Genomic DNA, 21,233 nt, shown 5'->3' on the forward strand with positions numbered 1-21,233 from the left:
AATATTGTATCGAAAAGCACAGCGCTATACAAGGCATCGTGTGTTGTACTATCCCATATATCAGGTACTTTACCTCATTTAAATATGCGAACAAAGATACAAACTCGCTAAAGGCTTGACAATTTTCCAATATAATAGAAAATATTTTCTATGAAACCTCGAAAAATTTGGATTATTACCTGTTTATTTTCCGTTATTCTCATTTCTACCGTATCGTATGCACCGTCTATCTTTGCTCAATCTCAGCAGGATCGGACTCAAAGTACGATACCGTATATGCAATACCTGCAATACTTAAATGAGGCGCTTCAACGCTATTATGTCGATGAGGTAAATCCGGAGGTGCTCTTTCAGGGCGCCGCGGAAGGAATGCTCAATGCACTCAAAGACCCGTATACCATGTATATCGACAACGGCAGTTTAACCGGCGTAGGATTGCAGGATACCACAACCGGCTACTTCGGCGGCATCGGTATTACCTTTACCAAGCCTACGGCTTCGGCAGCTGAACGCCCATCCTATATTGAAGTTGCGTCCGCCCTCGAAGGAACCCCTGCATGGAAAGCCGGTATTCAGGCAGATGACTTCATTACCGAAATCGAAGGAGAATCCGTTATCGAGATGACACAGGCGGATGTTGTAGCAAAGCTCCGCGGCAAAATCGGTACATCCGTTACCGTAACCGTTCGGCGCGGAAAGAATATGGAGTTTCCGGTTAAGCTGGTACGGGCTCGGATTGAAGTGCCGACCATTAAATACATGAAGCTCGATAAGGATATCGGCTATATCCGCCTGATAGAGTTTAATCCGAACGGTAGCCGCCGCATACGGGAAGCAATGGAAAGCCTACAAGCGGAAGGAGCAACCAAACTGGTACTCGATCTCCGGAATAATCCGGGTGGACTCATCACCGCAGCAGTTGATACGGCAAGCCTTTTTATTAAAGAAGGATTGATCGTTTCTACAAAATCGCGTATCCCGCAGAATAACCTTGAGTTTAACAAAAACGCTGCGATCGATGCGGTGTTTGCGGATGTGCCGCTTGTTGTGCTTATCAATAAAGGTTCGGCGAGCGCGTCGGAGATATTGGCGGGGGCATTAAAAGATTATAAGCGTGCATACCTCATCGGAGAAACCAGCTATGGAAAAGGTTCCGTGCAGCAGATATTCGATTTGACACAAAAAGATTCTTTTAAGATGACGACTTCACGCTATTATACACCGAGCGACGCAAATATCGACAAAACCGGCATCAAACCGGACAAAGAGGTGCTGCTGTTTCCGCCGCTATCGGCAGATGACGAAAAACAGCTGGAAAAACTGTTCAAAGATGAAAAACTTTCCACCTTTGTCAAGAAGAACCAGGATTTAACCGCGGCACAAATTACCCGATATGCGGAATCGCTCGCAAAAGAATATTCTCTGAACAAAGAATTGCTCCGCATTTTGATTCGGCAGGAATATAATAGAACTCACACCGCTCCCGCGGCTGATATTGAATATGACGCACCGCTACAGGAAGCTGTCAAAATTCTTAAAAGCGGGACATTGCCGCAACTGCTGCGGAACAGCAAAACCGTGCGTCAAATGCAGGACGAAGCAGCTCAAGAAAAAGCCGTAACCGGCTTGAAGAAGGCTTCATAAATCGGTATCACGAAACGATGAAGCAATTTATTATCGAGCAAGAGCCGGACAGTAATGGTATGCTCACCTTGAGCGGCAAGGCTTTTGTATACTTGGTAAAGGTACGGCGTATGAGGGAAGGTGATATACTGTCGGCGGTACTGCCGCAAAGCGGCGCTGCCGATATGGTCATCGATTCGATAAACACCGCAAAGAAAACGCTGCGGTTAAAGCGACGTCCAACGCCCTTCAGTGTGTGCGGGACGGCTGCTGCGGATGCAACCAACGAAGCCGCAAACACTTCGCCTGCGTATGTTGCACCTGCTGCCGAACTTATCTTGCTGCAATGGGTGCTCAAAGGCTCTAAAACCGACACCATTATTAGGCAGGCAACGGAGGCAGGCGTGCGCGCCGTTTTACCGGTAATCGGAGAATTTTCCATTGCAAAAAAACAAAACCCTGCACAGCTGGAACGGTTCAGGCGCATTATCAAAGAGGCGCGGCAGCAATCGGGCTCTCCGATCGATACCATCGTTATGGAACCGGCTCCGCTTGCCGAAATGCTCAACACCTTAAAAACGCTTGTACCGGCTGCTACTACCGTGTTTGCTCAGTGCAGCGAAGCCGCCGCGACATCCGTCGGATTTCACCAACTGCTTGCAGAAAAGCCTTCCCATATCGTGCTCGCAATCGGAGCGGAGGGAGGCATTAGCCCCGCGGAAGCAGCAGTACTTCGCGACGCGGAATTCCAAACCATTCATTTTAAAACGAACGTATTACGTGCAGAAACCGCCGCACTGTATGCAATTGCAGCGGTGCAAACTACTATAAACGAGGCTGACCTGTGGCACTTACCCGTATAAACCTTTTAACAATTCCTATCGATATTCTCCCCGACGAAGATATTGAGCAAACCATATTAGATATGCTGAGCAAAGGAGAACCTCAACATATCGTGTTCATTACAATCTGGGATTTGCTCAGAGCGCGCCGCGATGCGGAATACCGCGCAATGCTTGAACAAGCAGCGCTCTGTCTTCCGCTTTCAAGAAGTTTATTAAAAGCGGCGCAGTTCCTCAAACTTCCCGTACCGATCAGACGCGATTCTTTTGATATGATTATCAGAATTCTCAACATCATCGACTCGCATTATAAATCGCTCTACTTACTGGGCGGACGGGCGCAAAACCTGCTTGATGCCGAACGCAATGTACACGTAACTTTTCCGGGTATCGGTATTGTCGGCCGTTTTAACGGTTTCTACCGCAAGACTATGGAACAGGACATTATCCTTTCGATTGTCAAAGCCCATCCCGCTCTGTTGATTGCCGGAAACGGGCTTCCCGGCGGCGTCCGATGGATTTATCGGAATAAAGCGAAATTACCCGCAAGCATCTTTATCCATGACAACGATATCATCGATATTTTTGCAAAACGTAAAAAGCGTATTTCGGACGCTGCATTTCGGAAAGGTCACGAGTTTTTACCGCAACTGCTGCGTAATCCTTTTAAAGTATTTTACGTATTCCGTTACGCCCTCTTTTTGCTGATTGTGCTGTTCTATCGATTGTTCAGAACATAACGCGGTCTAACTTCGGCTGCTGATACAAAATTCACATTTTGTTCGACCGGTACATTTAAAGGACATACATACAACCATGAAAGCGCATTATTTACTTGATACGGAAACAGTAAAGACCTACCTCGTTGAACAGCTGCGGTTATTTTCCCACGATGACCCGCTCAATGCGGAAGAAATCGGGGACGGAAACATCAACTATGTATTCCAAGTGCGCTCTCGTATCAGTGGAAAAAGCATTATTGTAAAACAAGCAGACCGGTTGCTCCGTTCATCAGGGCGTCCGCTCGACATTACCCGCAGCAAAAGAGAGGCGGACGCGCTCCGCATTTATGCCGCCCTTACCCCGCAGTTCATACCCCGTATTTATGCCTACGATGATACGATGAGCGCTATCTGTATGGAAGATATTTCCTATTGCGGTAATCTACGAAAGGAACTGATGGTGGGGCATTCGCTTCCGGCAAGTTTTGTGGAAAACGTCGCATCCTTTCTGGCGGATGCGGTTTTCGCAACAAGCGATTTGTTTTTGTCTCCGGAAGAAAAGAAGGAGCGGGTAAAAGCTTTTATCAATCCCGAACTATGCGCAATTTCCGAAACGCTCGTGTTTTCCGAACCGTACTGCAACGGAAAAAACCGCAACCGCATCACCCCCGGTAACGAGAGCTTTATTCGAAAAACACTTTACACCGACGAAGCGCTTAAAGCCGAAGTCGCTTCACTGCGGGAAACCTTTATGAATAAGGCAGAGGCGCTTATCCACGGTGATTTACACACCGGTTCGATTTTTATCGGCAATACTATCGGCATACCTATCGATACGAATGCCACTCCCGATAAGAATGCAACGAGCGAACCGTGTATGAAAATTATCGACCCCGAATTTGCCTTTTACGGTCCAATCGGATATGACCTCGGTAATATTATCGCAAATCTTTATTGTTCTTTGATGTACGCTGCTTTCAGCCGCAAAAAGCTCTCCGCTGCTGATGATTTTGATGATTTTATTGAGCGGATAGCCGCCGCAATAGAAGCACTCCCGCAGCTTTTTACCGCAAAGGCGTTGGAACGGTGTAAAACAGTTCCGTTAAGCGACCCGCTCTACAACGAACGGTATATCCGGTGGCGGCTTTCTGAAATACTTGCCGATGCCTACGGCTTTGCCGGTACGGAAATAATCCGCCGCGCGGTCGGGGACACAAAAACCGCTGAATTCGATGCGATGGGGCAGGACACACACCGCATTACTATGGAACGCATCATCATAAAGACAGCCTGTAGGTTAATTAAGCGGCGGCGGCAAGCGAATATCGGAGCGCACACAGTTGCATACTTTAAAAAAACGCTTTTAAACAGCGGTATATAAACGGGAGAAGCATCCCGCTAAACTTGCAAAGCCTTCAGCAATGCCCCCATACCGGTACCCATCATCCATGATATAACGGTCATCCATCAATGAACGGTGCGCACAGCCAAGTCAGCTCATGTTTGTTTGCTGTAAGATGAACAATTTTTGAATGAGAAATTTCCGCAAAACGGCGGATCGTATCGAAGTCGGGTGCTCCCTGCATTTTGATTGTGCAGATAAATTTTGAACAAAGACCGCTTGCTCGCCACCGTTCAATCCATTCCAGTAAACGGGGCGGATAACAAATAACATCGGAACATACCCAATCCTGTTTACCGAGACTTTCGGGAGTTAATGTAAACGCGTCATGCTGCATAAAGGTAATCCGCGGTTCACGCATCAAAAAATCCGCCAGCGGGCTCCGGTCGATAGCGGTTATCTCTGCCCCCAGATTATTCAGTACCCATGTCCAGCCGCCGGGACAGGCCCCCGCATCCACACAATGGGAACCGCGCTGAGGTAATGCCCAGTCTACCGGTATTACCGATGGAACAGCCCCTCCCTTTTGCTCTGCAGCACGCCGATAGTAAAAGTCTAACAGAGTTAAGGCTTCCCATAATTTAAGGTAGGCACGGCTTGGTGGATTTTGATGGTCTTCGGTAAAGCGGATAACGCCGAGCGGAAACGGTGAGGAGGTTTTCGCAGACGCAAGCAAGGTATGTTCATCTAGCAACGACCACACCCCCATACCGGCAAGCGGCACGGTATAAGGAAACGGTTTTTCTTTTTTGCTGATATACGGCAGCTTTGCACCAATCAATTCCGCCCGCCTAAAACAGTTCAGCGGATAGTGCGCCCAATTCCGCTGAACACCTCGCAATAGCTCCGCAGCTTCTCCAATACTACGGAACCGCACTACAAACGGTTCTTCCCAGCACAGCTGCTTCCAAAATACTTCCTGCCGTATATCCTCACAGTACACAAGCTTGCTTGACTGAACCGGTACATCGCTCAACTTAAAATCACTCTGGACTTCGGAAGCGGAAGAAAAGCGCCACATACGCCCGGACGAACCATCAGCCTGCAAAGCCAGCTCATCATCCAAATGCGATTCAAAACCTTGTACCGGTATCCATGCCTTACCGGCTAACTTACAAACAGAACCATAAGGTTTTGCAGCAGCAATTTTACACAAATCAATCATCATAATAGTCTTTTCTTTTGTATCGGCAAAAACAATAGGGCATAAATGAGATTAAATCAATAGTATGGTATAATAAGAATCCGAGGTATAAGCAATGAACAGATATAAACAATTGTATTATAAGCTTTTTACAAAATTTGATCATGTTCATCACAGTTGGACAAACTTACATTTCTATTATTATGATTATTCCATAACAGTAGATTTTTCGGCGATAATGGATTCATTTCCGAATTTTTTACAATGGATTAAGCGTGTCGAAAATTTAGAAATACATAAAAGGGCATATGTGAATATCGATCAGGAAGGATACTATAAAAGATTAACATGCAAAAAAATTAGTGAAACGTTGCTGAGTTTTACTATTCAATCCGATAACCGTTTTAGTTTTAAAATTGAGGGAATCGATTCAAGATATTTTATATGTCAATTACTTAAAACGTTACATAATTACACTGTACAGTTTCCGAACGAGCCATGGACAGGAATCAAGCTTGATAAATTAATATATACTGAATGCGGCTCTCTAATAGAAAAATATAAAACGACCTGTAACGCCTGCCTAAAACAATGCGAGCAATTTCAAAATTCAGTTTGTTTATATGATACATGAGCAAAACTATCAGTATGACGAGCCGCACTACCGCTATGGCAAAAACAATAGGGCATAAAAAAACGCTCGGCAGAGCGAGCGTTTTTATTCAGAGCGCAGCGTTATTTACGCCTTAGCTTCGGCGGCCTTCTTGTTTTTTAGCATTGCACGGCCGACTTTTGAGATATTGACTTTCTTTCCGTCAATTTCCTGTTCATACAGGAGTTTAACACCGGTTTGGCCGGTTACGGGACAGGTTCCCCGCCCATGGTTGGGAACACTTTTAATTCCCTTTCCGCGATGTGCTTTCGACATAGTTTAGCCCTCCGCTGCCTTTGACTTTGCAGCACCCTTGTCTGCACTGTCTTTCTTTGCGTCTGCCGACTTCTTCGTGCTCTTATCGAGCGTATAGTCAACCAGCTCTAAAATTGCAACCTGTGCGGCATCGCCCTCGCGTAACCCTAATTTAAGCACACGAGTATATCCGCCGTTCCGCTCCTTCATACGCGGCCCGATGTCGGTAAACAATTTATTCAAGATTGCCTTATCCCAAATATAGGTTGCAGCCTGCCGCCGATTATGTACTGAATCGACCTTAGCACGGGTAATAAGCTTTTCTGCGGTTCGCCGAATCTCCATCGCCTTTTGTTTTGTCGTAGTAATCCGCTCGTACTTAAACAGTGATGTAACCATGTTACGATGCAATGCGCGGCGATGTGCACTGGTACGTGAAAGCGGATTAAAGCCGTTTTTATGCTTCATCTGTTTCTTCCTTCTGTCTCGATAACTTGATCGAATTCTTTAAATGACTGTAATCAGTCATACCCAAACTCAAATTACGTTCCGCCAACTTTTCTTGTATTTCCTGCAAACTCTTCTTTCCGACATTTCGAGTTTTCGAAATCTCATCCTCGGTCATCATTGTCAAATCACGGATTGTTGAAACGTTTGCGTTTTTCAAACAATTAGAAGCCCGCACGGAAAGATCAAGCTCAGTTATCGGTGTGTCAAGCAACTGCTTTATCATTTCATCGCTTTCATCGGATTCATCATCGCTGATCAATTCATTTTCGTTAAAATTGACAAAAACGGTAAAATGTTCTTTTGCAATTTTTGCAGCTTCCGCTAGTGCATCTTCAGGCCGTATAGTACCGTCCGTCCAGATTTCAAGTACAAGCTTATCGTAATCGTTACGCTGCCCTACTCTGCACGGCTGAATTTCATAACTGACTTTTCGAACCGGACTAAAAATGGTATCTAACGAGATTGTCCCGACAACTTCGACATATTTTTCATTCGTTTCCGCCGGTACATAACCGCGGCCAAAATCAACCTGAACTTCCAGCTCAACATGAGCATTATCCATTAACTCCATAATATGAAGATCATCGGATAAAATCTCAAGCTGGCCGGGTTTAGCAAAATTGGCTGCGCTAACCGAGCAGGGACCTTTAAAATCAAACAAAAAAACGTCTTGTTCAATTTCATTAGGAAGTCTCAACCGCATTTGCTTGAGGTTATTCAAAACTTCCATCGTGTCTTCGGTTACGTTTGGAATTGCTTCAAACTCGCTCGATATACCATGCGGAACATCATCAGCGCCGTAAGAGGTAATTTTTACAGCGGAAATAGCATACCCTTGTATCGAAGACAACAAAACACGCCGCAAACAATTGCCGATCGTTGTGCCGAATCCTGTTTCAAAGGGAGACGCCGTAAACTTACCATAGCTGTCATTTGAGACATCTGCTGCAAATTCCAGACCTTTTGGTTTTTTGAATCCTTTCAAAAGATTTTTACGAGCCATTTAAACTCCTTTTTATTAGATGCGGCGGGTCTTGCGGGGACGGCAACCGTTATGCGGAATAGGGGTTACGTCATTAATGGAGCGAACTTTAAGCCCCATAACGCCAAGTGTTCTGATTGCAGATTCGCGGCCGACACCCGGCCCCTTCACAAATACGTGAACTTCCCGTAATCCATACTGCTGAACGCGCTGTACAGCCGTTTCTGCGACTGTTTGTGCAGCGAAGGGGGTAGATTTTTTCGCACCGTTAAATCCCAAGCCGCCGGAGGATGCCCAAGACAACGCATTGCCCTTCAAATCGGTTATGGTAATAATGGTATTGTTAAAGGTTGCCTGAATATAGACATTTCCTTCATATACGCTTTTCTTTTCTTTTCGTTTTTTTGCGGTTGTAGCCACAGCTTATCCTCCAAAATTACTTCTTCTTACCGGCAACGGTCTTTTTCTTACCTTTGCGAGTACGAGAATTAGTTCTTGTGCGTTGTCCGCGGACGGGCAAGCCTTTACGATGTCGTAAACCGCGATAGCAGCCGATATCCATCAAGCGCTTGATGTTCAGAGCGACTTCGGTACGAAGCCGGCCTTCAACCTTGTAATCCTGGTCGATAACGGCACGGATGGCGGCAAGTTCATCCTGATTTAAATCGTTGATCATCCGCATCGGATCAATTTTTGACTTTTCGCAAATTGCTTTTGCAGATGAGTGAGATATTCCATAGATATACGTCAACGCGATATTAACATGTTTATTGGGGAGGTCGACCCCAGAAATACGAGCCATTCTTCAGTTTCCTCCATTAGCCTTGTCGCTGCTTGTGTTTGGGATTCGTGCAGATAATCCGCACAATTCCGTTGCGTTTAATAACCTTACATTTATCGCAAATAGGCTTTACGCTGGTTCTTACTTTCATATTGTTCTTCTCCTTAACAAAAGAATAACCTTTCCTGAAATACTACAGATTCCGTGATCTGAGCTTTCCTCGTTTTACCAACCCCTCATGATGGTGCATTTTAAGCTGCGCTTCAATTTGACTCATCGTATCAAGATCAACGCCAACCAAGATGAGAAGCGATGTTCCACCCATCAGCATTGAAATCGACTGAGGGAAGCCGAAAATAGTCTGTATCACAGTCGGTAAGACGGCGATCAGCGCCAGATACAAAGAACCGGGCAAAATCAAACGATTTAGAATTCTTTGCAAGTATTCCTCAGTTTTATCGGTTCTAATTCCGGGAATCGAGCCTCCATTTTCCCTTATCTGCTTTGCAATTTCTGTGGGGTTTAACGAAATCTGTGTATAAAAATATGCAAAGAACACAATAAGGATCAAATAGAAAATATTGTACCACAAACCGTTCGGACGCAAAAAATGCGCAAGACTGTTCAACCATCGGACATTCGGTCCTATCGTTGTCGCAATCGAAATCGGGAAGGTCAAAAACGATGATGCAAAGATGATCGGAATAACACCTGATGGATTAATCTTAAACGGAATATAGGTGTTTTGACCACCATACATTTTTCGCCCGACAACCCGCTTCGCATAGTGCACCGGTATCTTCCGCTGTCCTTGCTGCTCATAAACAACCAGTACGATAATGCCGACAAACATAATCAATGCTATCACGACAAATACAAGGTTCAACTCACCGAGCCGCACCAGCCGGATCATCTGAGAAACGGCATGAGGCAACCGGACAATAATACCGGCAAAGATAATCATTGAAATACCGTTTCCGATACCGCGAGCTGTAATCTGCTCACCCAGCCAAACCGTTATCATCGTACCTGTTGTTACGGTAAGCATCGTAACAAAGATGTACATAAACCGGCTCTGAAGTACAATAGCGCCGGGTATCATATACGCATAAAAGGTTACCGCATACGATTGAATCAATGCGACAAATACGGTAAGGATACGCGTCCATACCTGTATCTTTTTCCGGCCGCCGTCATCTTCCGCAATCTTTTTCAAACTCGGAAATACGAACAACGCAAGCTGCATCAAAATTTGAGTTGAGATATACGGCATAACGCCAAGCATGAATACGGAAAAGTTGGAGAACGCCCCGCCGACAAAGAAGTCCATATAATCGACAAAAGCATTTCCCCGTACCTGCGATTGGAAATATGCCGATAAAGCATGGGGATCAATACCGGGAATAGTAAGTACCGATCCCAAGCGGAAAACGATCAAAACTCCAATCGTAAACAGGATACGATCGCGTAATTCTTTTATCCGAAATACATTTACAAGTGCATTGTTAGCCATGTATGAAGCCCGCCTGTTTAGCCGTTTTGTTTAACGACCGTCCCGCCGGCTTTTTCAATCTTTGCCTGCGCCTGTGCGGAAACTTTATCTACATCAACCGTCAACTTTTTTGTAAGCTCTCCGGAAGCGAGCACTTTTACCAAAGCAGTCTGCTTTTTTACCAGTCCCTTTGCTTTCAGCGTTTCTTTATTAACGGTTTCCCCATCGGAATATTTTTCGTCGATCATAAATAAATTTACAACCGAATAAACTTCCTTAAAGGGATAGTTAGAAAAGCCTTTTTTCGCAACGCGACGATACAACGGCATTTGTCCGCCTTCAAAACCGATATAGGTTTTACCGCCGGAGCGTGCATTCTGGCCTTTGTTTCCCTTACCCGATGTCGTTCCCCGACCGGATGAAGAACCGCGGCCTACAATGCGCTTCTTTTTATTTGCCCCTTTCGGCGCATTCAATATAAAATCAGACATTAATCAAGCTCCTCTGTTTCAACTAAGTGAGAAACCGCCCGTACCATACCCAAGATAGCGGGAGAAGCGGAGTGCTCAACTACGGAATGCAATTTTCCAAGTCCCAAGGAACGAACGGTTGCGCGAACCGGCTTTTTTTGTCCAATGGTACTTTTAACTAACGTAATCCTAATTTTCTTTGCCATAGTTTACCCCCAGACATCCGTAATAGACTTTCCGCGGTTCTTAGCAATAGTTTTAGCATCCATTAATTCCGATGCAGCCTCGAAGGTCGCACGAACCACATTTACTGCGGAGTTTGACCCCAAGGACTTTGAAAGAACATTCGCCGCTCCGGCTGCTTCCATAATCGCACGGATAGTACCACCTGCAATAATTCCCGTACCGGAACGAGCAGGGCGAAGCAATACTGAAGAACCCTTGAACTTAGCCTGCACTTCATGCGGGATAGTACCGTTTTTCAGCGGAATATAAATCATATTGGCTTTCGCCTTTTCAATGCTCTTCTTAATAGCCTGACTTACATCATTCGCCTTGCCGAAACCGTATCCCACGTGTCCATTCTGATCACCGACAACCGTTAAAGCAGAAAAAGAGAAACGGCGTCCGCCCTTTACAACCTTTGCAGTCCGGTTTAACTTAACCAGCTTTTCTACCAGTTCCTTCTCGCGATGTGAACTGTCTCTGTTAAAATCTTTCTGACGATCCATATCCGCTCCTAGAAATTTATTCCCGCTTTCCGGGCACCGTCTGCAACTGCCTGTACCACACCGTGATACAGATAACCGTTTCGATCAAAAACAACCGTCGTAATATTCTTTTCTTTAAGACGCCGACCGAGTTCTTCCCCGATTTTTGCTCCGGACTCGATATTTGCTTTTAAGGGCTTAAAATCTTTTTCGAGTGTGGATACCGACGCAACAGTTACACGTGCATCATCATCGATAACCTGCACCGAAATATTCTTATTACTGCGGAAGACAGTCATACGCGGACGTTCAGCTGTTCCATAAATCCGTTTACGGATATGAACTTTACGCTTAAATCTCTTTCTATCTTTCTCGATTCGCTTTTTAAACATAGTACCTATCCTTATTTAACACCGGTCTTACCGACTTTGCGTTTAATGACTTCGGTTTCATAACGGATACCCTTTCCCTTGTAGGGTTCGGGTAATCTGAGTTTACGGATCTGCGCTGCAAATTCGCCGACTTTTTCCTTATCAATACCGGAGATAATAATTTTATTTCCCTGCGGTTCAACCTTTACTTCAATGCCTTCGGGGATCAATGCGATAAAATCGTTTGAATAGCCCAAAGCCATTACCAACAGTTTGCCCTGTACTTCGGCACGGTAACCAACGCCGTTTACAACCAAGGTTTTAGAAAAACCCTGACTGACGCCCACGACCATATTGTGAATTAAATTCCGATACAGACCGTGAAACGAACGGGCTTCTTTGGTATCGTTCACCCGTGTTACGGAAACCTCAGAGTTTTCAAACTTTACCTGTACCAGAGAATTATAGGTACGGGAAAGCTTCCCCTTGGGGCCTTCAACGGTCAATGCACCATCGGCAATATTGATTTTTACTCCGGCAGGAACAGCTACCGGAAGTTTTCCAATTCTTGACACACTCGCCTCCTACCAAACTTTGCAGATAAGCTCGCCGCCAACCTGCTTTTCGCTTGCGTGCTTGCCGGTGATAACGCCCACCGAAGTTGAAAGAATAAGAGTGCCGTACCCGTTATATACGCGGGGAAGCATCTTATATCCTGAATATACGCGGCGTCCGGGTGTAGACACTTTTTCAATACCATGAATAACGGGTAATTCGTTATCATCATATTTTAAGAACATCCGGATTGTACTTTCGCCGGCTTCGTTAAGTCTTTTAAAATTCTTAATAAAACCTTCGGTTTTCAAAATCTTCACAATTTCAAGTTTTAACTTTGAAGAAGGCACATCGACTTTCTCATGACCGGCTGCCGCTGCATTCCGAATCTTTGTAAGCATATCTGCGACGGGATCTGAAACGCTCATCTTTTACCTCCTACCAACTTGATTTTGTAACGCCAGGTATCTGGCCTTCACTTGCTAATTTGCGAAAACAAATACGGCACATCTGAAATTTCCTCATATATCCGCGCGGACGACCACATACTCTGCAGCGGTTGTATTGGCGGCTGGAATACTTCGGCGTACTGTTTGCCTTATTTATCATTGCTGTTGTTGCCATGAAAACCTCTCTTACTTTCTAAAGGGCATACCGAACTTCAAAAGAAGCGCCCGTGCTTCTTTATCGGTTTTTGCCGTCGTTACGACGTTGATATTCAACCCCGCAATCTTTTCGATTTTATCGAAGTCGATTTCAGGGAAAATAATCTGTTCCGTAACACCTAATGAATAATTTCCTCTCCCGTCAAACCCGTTCGGATTGACACCGCGGAAATCCTTAACACGAGGCAGCGCAACATTAATAAAACGATCCAAAAATTCATACATTTTGGCGCCGCGTAATGTTACCATCGCCCCGATTTCATGCCCTTCACGAAGTTTAAAGTTAGCGATACTTTTCTTTGCCTTTGTTTTTACCGCTTTTTGGCCGGTAATAGTACCAAGATCGGTTACCGCAGCATCAAGCAATTTCTTATTTGTCAATGCTTCGCCAACTCCCATACTGAGTACGATTTTAACAAGCTTCGGCACCTGCATAACCGTAGTATAGCCGAACTCTTTTGTAAGCTCAGGCGTTATCGTTTCCGTATAGATTTTCTTAAGCCGTGGCACATAATTGCTCATTATAATACTTCTCCACCCTTACGGCAAAAACGCACTTTTTTATCGCCGTCCATCTTATATCCAATGCGGGATACGCCACTTTTCTTACCGACTATCATGACATTTGAAATATGTATCGGCATCTCAATTTCGGCAATTCCGCCCTGATCCTGCTGAGAACGCTTGCGCATTGCTTTTTTACCCATATTAACGCCCTGAATAATCACTTGATTTTTTTCAGGTAAAACACGCAATACGGTGCCGCGCTTTCCTTTCTCGCTGCCCGCAATCACTTCTACCGTATCGTTCTTACGGATCTTGATTTTTCCTTCCATAAACACTCAATCTCCTTATAGAACTTCAGGCGCAAGCGATACGATTTTCATAAAATCCATATCACGCAGCTCACGTGCAACAGGCCCGAAAACACGCTTACCCTTGGGGTTTTTATTCGCATCAACCAACACACAGGCGTTATCGTCAAAGCGGATATATGTCCCGTCAGGACGGCGATATTCTTTAGAAACGCGAACGATAACCGCTTTTTCTACAGAACCCTTTTTAATTGTAGACGTCGGAAGCGCATCCTTTACCGCTACTACAATAATATCACCGATACCGGCATACCGGCGGTGAGATCCGCCGAGCACCTTAATACACTGTACAATTTTTGCACCCGAGTTATCGGCAACGTTTAATCTTGTTTCTACTTGAACCATAATATAGACGCTCCTTACTCGTTATTTTGCACGCTCAATAATCTCCGCCAAACGCCAGCATTTTTCTTTGCTGATCGGACGGTTCTCTACAATACGCACCGTATCACCAATGTGAGCTGTATTTTGTTCGTCATGCGCCTTATACTTTTTTGTATTGAGCACATACTTTTTATACAGCCGATGAAGTTTCTTGGTAGCGACCTGCACAACAATGGTTTTATCCATTTTATCGCTGGTTACCAAACCAACAAACTCGCGGTTCCCGGATTTCTTTTTTGCCGTTGTTTCTTCCACGGGCCTGCTCCTACTCTGCACTTACGCCGGCCAATTCTTTCTGCCGGATAAATGTGTTCAGCGCTGCAATTTCGCGGCGCATAGACCGTTTCAGCATAGGGTTCTCTACGTGTCCCACTACAAACTGAAACCTCAAATCCATATATTTTTGTTTAAGTTCGCTCCGCTTTGCCTGCAATTCGGCAAGGGATAAATCTTTATAGTTCGGCTTTTTCATTCGGAAAACTCCATCTTAGTTATCGCGCGGCTGCTCGGCAAAGCGTGTCTTAAACGGAAGTTTACTTCCTGCCAAACGCATAGCCTCTTCCGCAAGCGAGCGATCAATACCGGTAAGCTCAAACAGCACCGTTCCGGGCTTTACAACAGCAACCCAATACTCCGGAGCTCCCTTACCTTTACCCATACGTGTTTCAGCCGGTTTTTTTGTATACGGCTTATCGGGAAATACGCGAATCCACAACTTACCGCCGCGCTTTACCTTTCTGTTTAAAGCAACACGAGCAGCTTCGAGCTGGCGATTAGTCAGCCAAAAGGGTTCAAGCGATACCAATGCAAACTCACCAAAGTCAATATGATTACACCGTGTTGCGTTTCCCTTAACTCTACCGCGCTGAATTTTGCGGTATTTTACTCTCTTAGGACTTAAAGCCATCGCTTAATCCCTCCCTGCTTCCGCACGCTCGCCGCGGCTTTTTTCCGACCGAGGAGCGCGTTCCTTGCGCTGTTTTTTTAACAACAAACCGGCGTCATCTTTTTGGTCGCTGCCGTACATCATACCGCTATAGAGCCAAACTTTTACACCGATTTTTCCGTAGGTGGTATGCGCTTCCGCAAAACCGTAGTCGATATCCGCACGGAGTGTGTGCAAGGGTATCCGCCCTTCCTTCATTTCTTCGGTTCGGGACATTTCCGCACCGCCAAGACGGCCTGAAACACGGATTTTAATTCCCTGGGCACCGGCTTTCATCGTAGAAAAGCAGCCTTGCTTTAAGGCTTTTCTAAAGGAAGCACGTCCCATCAGCTGACGGGCAACATTCTGGGCAACGAGAGAAGCATTCAATTCAGCACGCTTCACCTCTTTAATCTTGATCTGAACTTTTTTATTCAGTTCTTTCTGAATAATAGCACCGATTTTTTCAATATTGGCACCTTTGGTTCCGATGATCACACCCGGCCGCGCGGTATGAATAACAATTGTTACACGCTGGGGATGACGAATAATTTCGATATCGGCAACATCCGCATTTTTACACTCAGGCATTGTCTGGAGCATTGCACGAATCTTTAAGTCTTCATGCAATAAATCAGCATACTCTCTCGGACTTGCATACCAGCGAGACGACCATGTTTTATTAATTCCAAGTCTTAACCCGATAGGGTTTACTTTCTGTCCCATACTTACGCTCCCGCCTTTTCGTCAACTATTACCGTAATGTGACACATTCGTTTTAATTGAACATCCGCACGTCCGCGACCGCGGCACCATAAGCGCTTGAGTCTCGGGCCTTCATCGATACGGATCTCTTTGATATAGAGCATATCTTCATCCAATTTTTTATTACCGTTCAAAGCATTCGAGGCAGCCGACTTAACTGTTTGTGAAATCAGTGCAGCCCCTTTATTGGGTATATGCTCTAAGATCGCCATTGCATCGGTATAAGACTTACGTTTAATCACATTTGCAACCGGCCGAACTTTTGTCGGAGAAGCAATAAAATACTTTATCGTAGCGCGGTAACCGTTCTTTGCAGTCGTATCAGTCATTATATCCACCTACTTTTTTGCCACTTTCTTATCCGAGCCGCCGTGCCCGCGGAAAATACGGGTAGGAGCGAACTCGCCAAGCTTATGTCCAACAAATTCCTCTGTGATATACACAGGGATCCATGATTTACCGTTATATACCGAAATAGTAAAACCAACCATCTCAGGTATAATCGTGGAGCATCGGGAGTAAGACTTAACCATCTTTTTTGTTTTCTGATCTCCCGTCTTGCTCATTTCAACAACCTTTTTGTACAAGCTTTTTTCTACAAAAGGGCCTTTTTTAACAGATCTTGACATTCTCTACTCCCTACTTCCGCCGTGAAACAATAAACCGATCCGAAGTATTCTTCTTCTTACGGGTTTTATATCCCTTACAAGGCTGACCCCACGGAGTAACAGGATTGCGTCCCTTTCCGCGTCCTTCACCACCACCAAGCGGGTGATCGACAGGGTTCATAGCCATACCGCGTACGGAAGGACGAATACCGCGCCAACGTGCACGTCCCGCCTTTCCTAAATTGATATTCATGTGATCGGCATTTCCAACCTCACCGATTGTTGCATAGCATTTTTTATGCACCAAACGGGTCTCACCTGAAGGAAGGCGCAACGTTACATAATCGCCTTCTTTTGCAGCAATAAGCGCAGCAGCACCGGCAGAACGAGCCATTTGTCCACCCTTTCCAAGCGTCAACTCAACATTATGGACGGTAAAACCGACCGGTATGGATTCAAGCGGTAACGCATTCGCAAGCTCAAGCGCAGCCATCGTGCCGCTCATAATCTTTTGTCCGACCTTCAAACCTTTAGGAGCAAGGATGTATCGTTTTTCGCCGTCAGCGTAAAAGATCAATGCGATATTTGCACTGCGGTTCGGATCATATTCGATAGTTCGGACAGTTCCCGGAATACCGTACTTGTTACGTTTAAAATCAATTTCACGATACTTCCGCTTATGTCCACCGCCCTGATGCCGAACAGAAATACGCCCATGGCTATCCCGCCCCGCATTGGCTTTTTTTCCGGTTGTAAGGCTTTTTTCAGGTTTCTGCGCAGTGATTTCATCACGCAGCAAGTCAATTCGACCGCGCATACCCGGTGTTATAGGCTTATATAATTTAAGAGCCATTTATCTTCCCCTTCAAAGCAGCGATAAGTGCTGTTATGCACCTTCAAAAACTTTAATCGATTCGCCTTCAGCAAGCGTCACAATAGCTTTTTTCCAGCTTGCAGTCTTACCTGCCCGATAGCGAACTCGACGCATTTTTCCGTCGACGTTTACAACAGCACAATCAAGCACTTTAACATTAAAAAGCTTCCGTACTGCTTCCTTAATCTGCACCTTTGTAGAGCGCGGATCCACCTTAAAAACATACTTACGCTGCTCACGCATCTCGTTTGATTTTTCCGTAAGCACAGGCGCTATAATAACATCAGTATATTGCATTACTCAGCCCCCTCAACCGCATAAAAACTCGAAAGATTTTTTGCAGCAGACTCAAGCATCAGCACTTTCCGCCCATAAAACAGATCATGCGCACGCAAACGGTTATACGTCAAAAACGACAGTGTAGGAATATTCTTCCCCGCACGCTTCAACATTGCATCATCATCTTTCAACACAAGCACAGTGCGCTCATCCTGAACAAATGCCTGCAATATCTTCACAAGATCTTTCGTTTTACCGGTTTCAACCGTAAAATCTTCTATGACAACAAGGCGATCTTCATCCTGAGCCTTCAAACTCAAGATAGATTTCATTGCCAACCGCTTTGCTTTTTTCGGAATTGCATAGCTATAATCACGCGGCTTCGGCCCAAAAATCGTACCGCCGCCGACCAAAAGCGGTGATTTTTTATCACCACGGCGGGCACGCCCGGTACCCTTCTGCTTATACGGCTTCGCATTAGAACCGTTTACCTCAGCACGACCTTTTGTACATGCCGTACCGACACGCATATTTGCTAATTCATTTGTAATGGCATAGTAAATGACATCTTCATTAACAGGCAAACCGAACACAGCATCGTTAAGCTCAATTGTCCGCAATTCCTTACCATCAATCGAATAGACTTTCTTTTCCATTCTCTTCTCCTGCCGTTATCTTTCCCGTTTTACAGCGGATTTAAGGAACACAACCGCATCCTTTTTACCGGGAACGGAACCACGTACCATAACGACGCCCAATTCGGGATCTATTTTTTCAATCCTCAAATTCTGTACCGTTACTCGTTCGGCACCCATGTGACCGGGCATCTTAACGTTTTTAAACGATCGCCCCGGACTGGTACACTGCCCTGTCGAACCAGGCTCACGGTGAAACTTTGAACCATGAGAAGCGCGTCCACCGCCGAAACCATAGCGCTTTACAACACCCTGAAAGCCCTTTCCTTTTGAAATTGCGGTAATATCAAGATACCGGACAGATTCCAAAACTTCGACGCCAATTTTCGCACCAACGGTAACTTCTTTATCAAAACCTCTAAATTCTTTTAAAAGACGGACAGGCGCAACACCTTCTGCAAACTGATTTGCATATACCTTTGAAACACGTCCTTCTTTCAATTCACCCGTTCCCAACACAACTGCTTCATAACCGAAATGATCCGCATCTTTTACTGCGACCACTGTATTCGGCACTACTTGCAAAACGGTAACAGGTGTCAGCCGCCCCTCGTCATCAAACAACTGGGTCATGCCGATTTTTTTACCAATCAGACCAACCATAACTCACAACTCCTTGAGAAACTCATCGCTTCTCCGGTACGCACATCCTGATTAAATGCCGTCTACCGTTCTTTTATTGTTTAATTTCTACATCAACCCCTGCCGAAAGCTCTAATGCCATCAAAGCATTCATCACTTCTGCAGAAGGTTCAATAATATCGATCAACCGCTTGTGCGTCCGCATTTCAAACTGCTCACGCGACTTTTTATTTACGTGCGGAGAGCGAAGCACGGTAAATTTATTAATACGTGTAGGAAGCGGAACGGGACCTAACACCTTCGCCCCAACCTTCTGCACAGCCTGCACAATCGCTTTAGAACTTTGATCAACCAACTCAACATCAAATCCGCGAAGCTTAACGCGAATCTTTTCCTTAGCCATATTTCCTCCGTACAAAAACAAGCGGCCGAATAGCGCCTACCCGACCGCCTTGTTTTTTATTACGCTAAAATCTCCGTAACCTGTCCGGAGGCGATAGTCCGGCCGCCTTCACGAATAGCAAGCTTAAGACCCTTATCCATAGCGATAGGATGGATCAGCTCACCGATAATCTTGGTATTATCACCCGGCTTAACCATATCAACGCCCTGAGGCAGCGTAACGGTTCCGGTAATATCGGTTGTTCTGAAATAGAACTGCGGGCGATAACCCGAGAAGAACGGGCTGTGACGACCGCCTTCATCCTTAGAAAGAACGTAAATTTGCGCTTCAAATTTAGTGTGCGGCTGAATAGTACCCGGCTTAGCCAATACCTGACCTCTTTCAACCTCTTTCTTATCAATACCGCGGAGCAAGAGACCGACGTTATCACCGGCCATACCCTGATCAAGCAGCTTGTTGAACATTTCGATACCGGTAACAACGGTTTTCTTCGTCGGCTTAATACCGACGATTTCGACTTCTTCGTTAAGATTGATAACACCACGCTCGATACGTCCGGTAACAACAGTACCACGTCCGGAAATCGTGAAGATATCTTCAATCGGCATCAAGAAGGGCTTTGCATCATCACGGACAGGATCAACAAAGTAGCTATCCATAGTCTTCAGCAATTCATCGATACAAGCAGTATCTTCAACGGAAGCGCCGTCAGCCAATGCCTTAAATGCGGAACCTTTGATAATCGGCGTATCGCGGGGGAAGCCGTAAGACTCAAGAGTTTCGCGAACTTCTTCTTCTACCAATTCGATAAGTTCAGGATCATCAACAAGGTCAACCTTATTAAGGAAAACGATAATAGAAGGAACACCAACCTGACGAGCAAGCAGAATGTGCTCTTTAGTCTGAGGCATAACCGAGTCCGGAGCAGAAACAACAAGGATTGCACCATCCATCTGAGCAGCACCGGTGATCATGTTCTTAACATAGTCAGCGTGTCCGGGACAGTCAATGTGAGCATAGTGGCGCTTGTCGGACTGATACTCCAAGTGACGAGTATTAATAGTAATACCGCGAGCCTTTTCCTCCGGCGCATTATCAATCTCATCATATTTAAGAAGCTTATCACCATACTTCTTTGCACAATGAGTAGTGATCGCTGCCGAAAGAGTTGTCTTACCATGGTCAACGTGACCGATGGTACCAACATTCATGTGAACTTTTGTTCTCTCGAACTTTTCCTTTGCCATGTAAATCCTCCTAACAGACAATAGGCAACTAACAAAAACCCCGCCCATCAAACAGCGAGACCATTTCCATATTGAAAATGAAAAAATGTTATAAACCGGATACCAAATACAGAAAAGAATAGAATGCGGATAATCAGACAGTAAACACCGTTGTAAAAGACGTGTTGCGTAAGCCCGTCATAGCAATTCGACAAGCCTTATTCGGATCCACCTGATCATCATCAGAATCCATTCCGATGACTGGTTTGGCATCCTGCAGAGTAATAGGGCGAACCCCTTAATACTTTTAACAGTATTAACACGGAAACCTGCCTTAAAAAGGCTTTACGGCACCGGAGAACTCTTAAAGAATACCGGATAAACGACTTTTAGCCATTTATCCAATTGAACAGAGCGACTATACTATTTTGAATAACAAAT

34 protein-coding genes are annotated in these 21,233 nt (G+C 45.2%); 4 read left to right on the forward strand and 30 right to left on the reverse strand.

Going from position 1 to position 21,233, the window contains the following annotated elements:
* Positions 1-150 precede the first annotated feature (150 nt).
* The 4 genes from E4N66_RS12020 to E4N66_RS12035 all read left to right on the forward strand — a co-directional run bounded on the left by E4N66_RS12020 (position 151) and on the right by E4N66_RS12035 (position 4,568).
* Positions 151-1,644 carry a S41 family peptidase gene (locus E4N66_RS12020; RefSeq protein ID WP_253728216.1) on the forward strand — a complete coding sequence of 498 codons (1,494 nt, stop codon included), beginning with the start codon at positions 151-153 and terminating at the stop codon, positions 1,642-1,644.
* A 17-nt stretch (positions 1,645-1,661) separates the two neighbouring features.
* Positions 1,662-2,486 carry an RsmE family RNA methyltransferase gene (locus E4N66_RS12025; RefSeq protein ID WP_253728217.1) on the forward strand — a complete coding sequence of 275 codons (825 nt, stop codon included), beginning with the start codon at positions 1,662-1,664 and terminating at the stop codon, positions 2,484-2,486.
* Positions 2,468-3,205: a WecB/TagA/CpsF family glycosyltransferase gene (locus E4N66_RS12030; RefSeq protein ID WP_253728218.1), complete on the forward strand. Its 738-nt coding sequence runs from the start codon at positions 2,468-2,470 to the stop codon at positions 3,203-3,205. Before E4N66_RS12025 ends, E4N66_RS12030 begins: the two co-directional genes overlap by 19 nt.
* Positions 3,206-3,281: 76 nt before the next feature.
* Positions 3,282-4,568, forward strand: coding sequence for an S-methyl-5-thioribose kinase (locus tag E4N66_RS12035; protein ID WP_253728220.1), 1,287 nt, complete (start codon positions 3,282-3,284; stop codon positions 4,566-4,568).
* 79 nt (positions 4,569-4,647) lie between these two features.
* Here the strand turns inward: E4N66_RS12035 and E4N66_RS12040 are convergent, their stop codons facing one another.
* From E4N66_RS12040 to tuf, 30 genes are all read right to left on the reverse strand, one after another.
* Positions 4,648-5,757, reverse strand: a complete 1,110-nt coding sequence (locus tag E4N66_RS12040; RefSeq protein WP_253728222.1) for an SAM-dependent methyltransferase — start codon at positions 5,755-5,757, stop codon at positions 4,648-4,650.
* A 715-nt stretch (positions 5,758-6,472) separates the two neighbouring features.
* Entirely contained in the window at positions 6,473-6,661 is a 189-nt protein-coding gene (locus E4N66_RS12045; RefSeq protein WP_006188395.1) for a hypothetical protein, read from the reverse strand.
* Between the two features lie 3 nt (positions 6,662-6,664).
* A complete protein-coding gene (rplQ, locus tag E4N66_RS12050) occupies positions 6,665-7,108 on the reverse strand; it encodes a 50S ribosomal protein L17 (protein WP_253728223.1) in 444 nt (147 codons plus the stop codon).
* On the reverse strand, positions 7,098-8,153 hold the full coding sequence (locus E4N66_RS12055) for a DNA-directed RNA polymerase subunit alpha (RefSeq protein ID WP_253728224.1): 1,056 nt from the start codon (positions 8,151-8,153) through the stop codon (positions 7,098-7,100). Before E4N66_RS12055 ends, rplQ begins: the two co-directional genes overlap by 11 nt.
* A 15-nt stretch (positions 8,154-8,168) precedes the next feature.
* Positions 8,169-8,552, reverse strand: a complete 384-nt coding sequence (gene rpsK / locus E4N66_RS12060) for a 30S ribosomal protein S11 (RefSeq protein WP_006188392.1) — start codon at positions 8,550-8,552, stop codon at positions 8,169-8,171.
* 16 nt (positions 8,553-8,568) lie between these two features.
* Positions 8,569-8,934, reverse strand: a complete 366-nt coding sequence (rpsM, locus tag E4N66_RS12065; RefSeq protein WP_016519026.1) for a 30S ribosomal protein S13 — start codon at positions 8,932-8,934, stop codon at positions 8,569-8,571.
* 16 nt (positions 8,935-8,950) lie between these two features.
* Positions 8,951-9,064, reverse strand: a complete 114-nt coding sequence (gene rpmJ / locus E4N66_RS12070; RefSeq protein ID WP_002672206.1) for a 50S ribosomal protein L36 — start codon at positions 9,062-9,064, stop codon at positions 8,951-8,953.
* A gap of 42 nt (positions 9,065-9,106) precedes the next feature.
* A complete protein-coding gene (gene secY / locus E4N66_RS12075) occupies positions 9,107-10,426 on the reverse strand; it encodes a preprotein translocase subunit SecY (protein WP_253673522.1) in 1,320 nt (439 codons plus the stop codon).
* A 17-nt stretch (positions 10,427-10,443) separates the two neighbouring features.
* Positions 10,444-10,896 (reverse strand): 50S ribosomal protein L15, encoded by a 453-nt coding sequence (gene rplO / locus E4N66_RS12080; RefSeq protein WP_044014170.1) that lies wholly within the window; start codon positions 10,894-10,896, stop codon positions 10,444-10,446.
* On the reverse strand, positions 10,896-11,081 hold the full coding sequence (gene rpmD / locus E4N66_RS12085; RefSeq protein ID WP_006188388.1) for a 50S ribosomal protein L30: 186 nt from the start codon (positions 11,079-11,081) through the stop codon (positions 10,896-10,898). The genes rplO and rpmD overlap by 1 nt, the downstream gene beginning before the upstream one ends.
* A 3-nt stretch (positions 11,082-11,084) precedes the next feature.
* Positions 11,085-11,606 carry a 30S ribosomal protein S5 gene (gene rpsE / locus E4N66_RS12090; RefSeq protein ID WP_016522586.1) on the reverse strand — a complete coding sequence of 174 codons (522 nt, stop codon included), beginning with the start codon at positions 11,604-11,606 and terminating at the stop codon, positions 11,085-11,087.
* Between the two features lie 8 nt (positions 11,607-11,614).
* Positions 11,615-11,977 carry a 50S ribosomal protein L18 gene (rplR, locus tag E4N66_RS12095; RefSeq protein WP_044014173.1) on the reverse strand — a complete coding sequence of 121 codons (363 nt, stop codon included), beginning with the start codon at positions 11,975-11,977 and terminating at the stop codon, positions 11,615-11,617.
* Between the two features lie 11 nt (positions 11,978-11,988).
* Positions 11,989-12,531 carry a 50S ribosomal protein L6 gene (gene rplF / locus E4N66_RS12100; RefSeq protein WP_253673519.1) on the reverse strand — a complete coding sequence of 181 codons (543 nt, stop codon included), beginning with the start codon at positions 12,529-12,531 and terminating at the stop codon, positions 11,989-11,991.
* 9 nt (positions 12,532-12,540) lie between these two features.
* Entirely contained in the window at positions 12,541-12,939 is a 399-nt protein-coding gene (rpsH, locus tag E4N66_RS12105) for a 30S ribosomal protein S8 (protein ID WP_006188384.1), read from the reverse strand.
* Positions 12,940-12,949: 10 nt separating this feature from the next.
* Positions 12,950-13,135 (reverse strand): type Z 30S ribosomal protein S14, encoded by a 186-nt coding sequence (locus E4N66_RS12110; protein WP_081984397.1) that lies wholly within the window; start codon positions 13,133-13,135, stop codon positions 12,950-12,952.
* Positions 13,136-13,146: 11 nt separating this feature from the next.
* On the reverse strand, positions 13,147-13,698 hold the full coding sequence (gene rplE, locus E4N66_RS12115; RefSeq protein ID WP_006188382.1) for a 50S ribosomal protein L5: 552 nt from the start codon (positions 13,696-13,698) through the stop codon (positions 13,147-13,149).
* Positions 13,698-14,012, reverse strand: a complete 315-nt coding sequence (rplX, locus tag E4N66_RS12120; RefSeq protein WP_253728225.1) for a 50S ribosomal protein L24 — start codon at positions 14,010-14,012, stop codon at positions 13,698-13,700. The genes rplE and rplX overlap by 1 nt, the downstream gene beginning before the upstream one ends.
* A 15-nt stretch (positions 14,013-14,027) precedes the next feature.
* Positions 14,028-14,396 (reverse strand): 50S ribosomal protein L14, encoded by a 369-nt coding sequence (rplN, locus tag E4N66_RS12125; RefSeq protein ID WP_044014180.1) that lies wholly within the window; start codon positions 14,394-14,396, stop codon positions 14,028-14,030.
* Positions 14,397-14,417: 21 nt separating this feature from the next.
* The gene (rpsQ, locus tag E4N66_RS12130) at positions 14,418-14,690 is read right to left on the reverse strand and encodes a 30S ribosomal protein S17 (RefSeq protein WP_006188379.1); all 273 of its coding nucleotides are present in this window, start codon (positions 14,688-14,690) and stop codon (positions 14,418-14,420) included.
* Positions 14,691-14,700: 10 nt separating this feature from the next.
* Positions 14,701-14,907, reverse strand: a complete 207-nt coding sequence (rpmC, locus tag E4N66_RS12135; protein ID WP_162664401.1) for a 50S ribosomal protein L29 — start codon at positions 14,905-14,907, stop codon at positions 14,701-14,703.
* Positions 14,908-14,922: 15 nt separating this feature from the next.
* Positions 14,923-15,342, reverse strand: a complete 420-nt coding sequence (gene rplP / locus E4N66_RS12140; protein ID WP_006188377.1) for a 50S ribosomal protein L16 — start codon at positions 15,340-15,342, stop codon at positions 14,923-14,925.
* 3 nt (positions 15,343-15,345) lie between these two features.
* The gene (gene rpsC / locus E4N66_RS12145; protein ID WP_253728226.1) at positions 15,346-16,086 is read right to left on the reverse strand and encodes a 30S ribosomal protein S3; all 741 of its coding nucleotides are present in this window, start codon (positions 16,084-16,086) and stop codon (positions 15,346-15,348) included.
* Between the two features lie 2 nt (positions 16,087-16,088).
* Positions 16,089-16,454, reverse strand: coding sequence for a 50S ribosomal protein L22 (rplV, locus tag E4N66_RS12150; RefSeq protein WP_253728227.1), 366 nt, complete (start codon positions 16,452-16,454; stop codon positions 16,089-16,091).
* A gap of 9 nt (positions 16,455-16,463) precedes the next feature.
* Positions 16,464-16,754 (reverse strand): 30S ribosomal protein S19, encoded by a 291-nt coding sequence (gene rpsS / locus E4N66_RS12155; RefSeq protein ID WP_006188374.1) that lies wholly within the window; start codon positions 16,752-16,754, stop codon positions 16,464-16,466.
* Between the two features lie 10 nt (positions 16,755-16,764).
* Positions 16,765-17,586 (reverse strand): 50S ribosomal protein L2, encoded by an 822-nt coding sequence (gene rplB, locus E4N66_RS12160; protein WP_044014188.1) that lies wholly within the window; start codon positions 17,584-17,586, stop codon positions 16,765-16,767.
* Positions 17,587-17,619: 33 nt separating this feature from the next.
* A complete protein-coding gene (locus E4N66_RS12165) occupies positions 17,620-17,904 on the reverse strand; it encodes a 50S ribosomal protein L23 (RefSeq protein ID WP_044014190.1) in 285 nt (94 codons plus the stop codon).
* On the reverse strand, positions 17,904-18,542 hold the full coding sequence (gene rplD, locus E4N66_RS12170) for a 50S ribosomal protein L4 (protein WP_044014192.1): 639 nt from the start codon (positions 18,540-18,542) through the stop codon (positions 17,904-17,906). The genes E4N66_RS12165 and rplD overlap by 1 nt, the downstream gene beginning before the upstream one ends.
* A 15-nt stretch (positions 18,543-18,557) precedes the next feature.
* A complete protein-coding gene (gene rplC / locus E4N66_RS12175) occupies positions 18,558-19,184 on the reverse strand; it encodes a 50S ribosomal protein L3 (protein WP_044014194.1) in 627 nt (208 codons plus the stop codon).
* Between the two features lie 73 nt (positions 19,185-19,257).
* Positions 19,258-19,566: a 30S ribosomal protein S10 gene (gene rpsJ / locus E4N66_RS12180; protein ID WP_044014196.1), complete on the reverse strand. Its 309-nt coding sequence runs from the start codon at positions 19,564-19,566 to the stop codon at positions 19,258-19,260.
* A gap of 59 nt (positions 19,567-19,625) precedes the next feature.
* Complete coding sequence (gene tuf / locus E4N66_RS12185) at positions 19,626-20,813, reverse strand: elongation factor Tu (RefSeq protein ID WP_044014198.1); 1,188 nt, start codon at positions 20,811-20,813, stop codon at positions 19,626-19,628.
* Positions 20,814-21,233 lie beyond the last annotated feature (420 nt).

It is taken from the genome of Treponema sp. OMZ 857 (genome assembly GCF_024181085.1).
Lineage (GTDB): Bacteria > Spirochaetota > Spirochaetia > Treponematales > Treponemataceae > Treponema.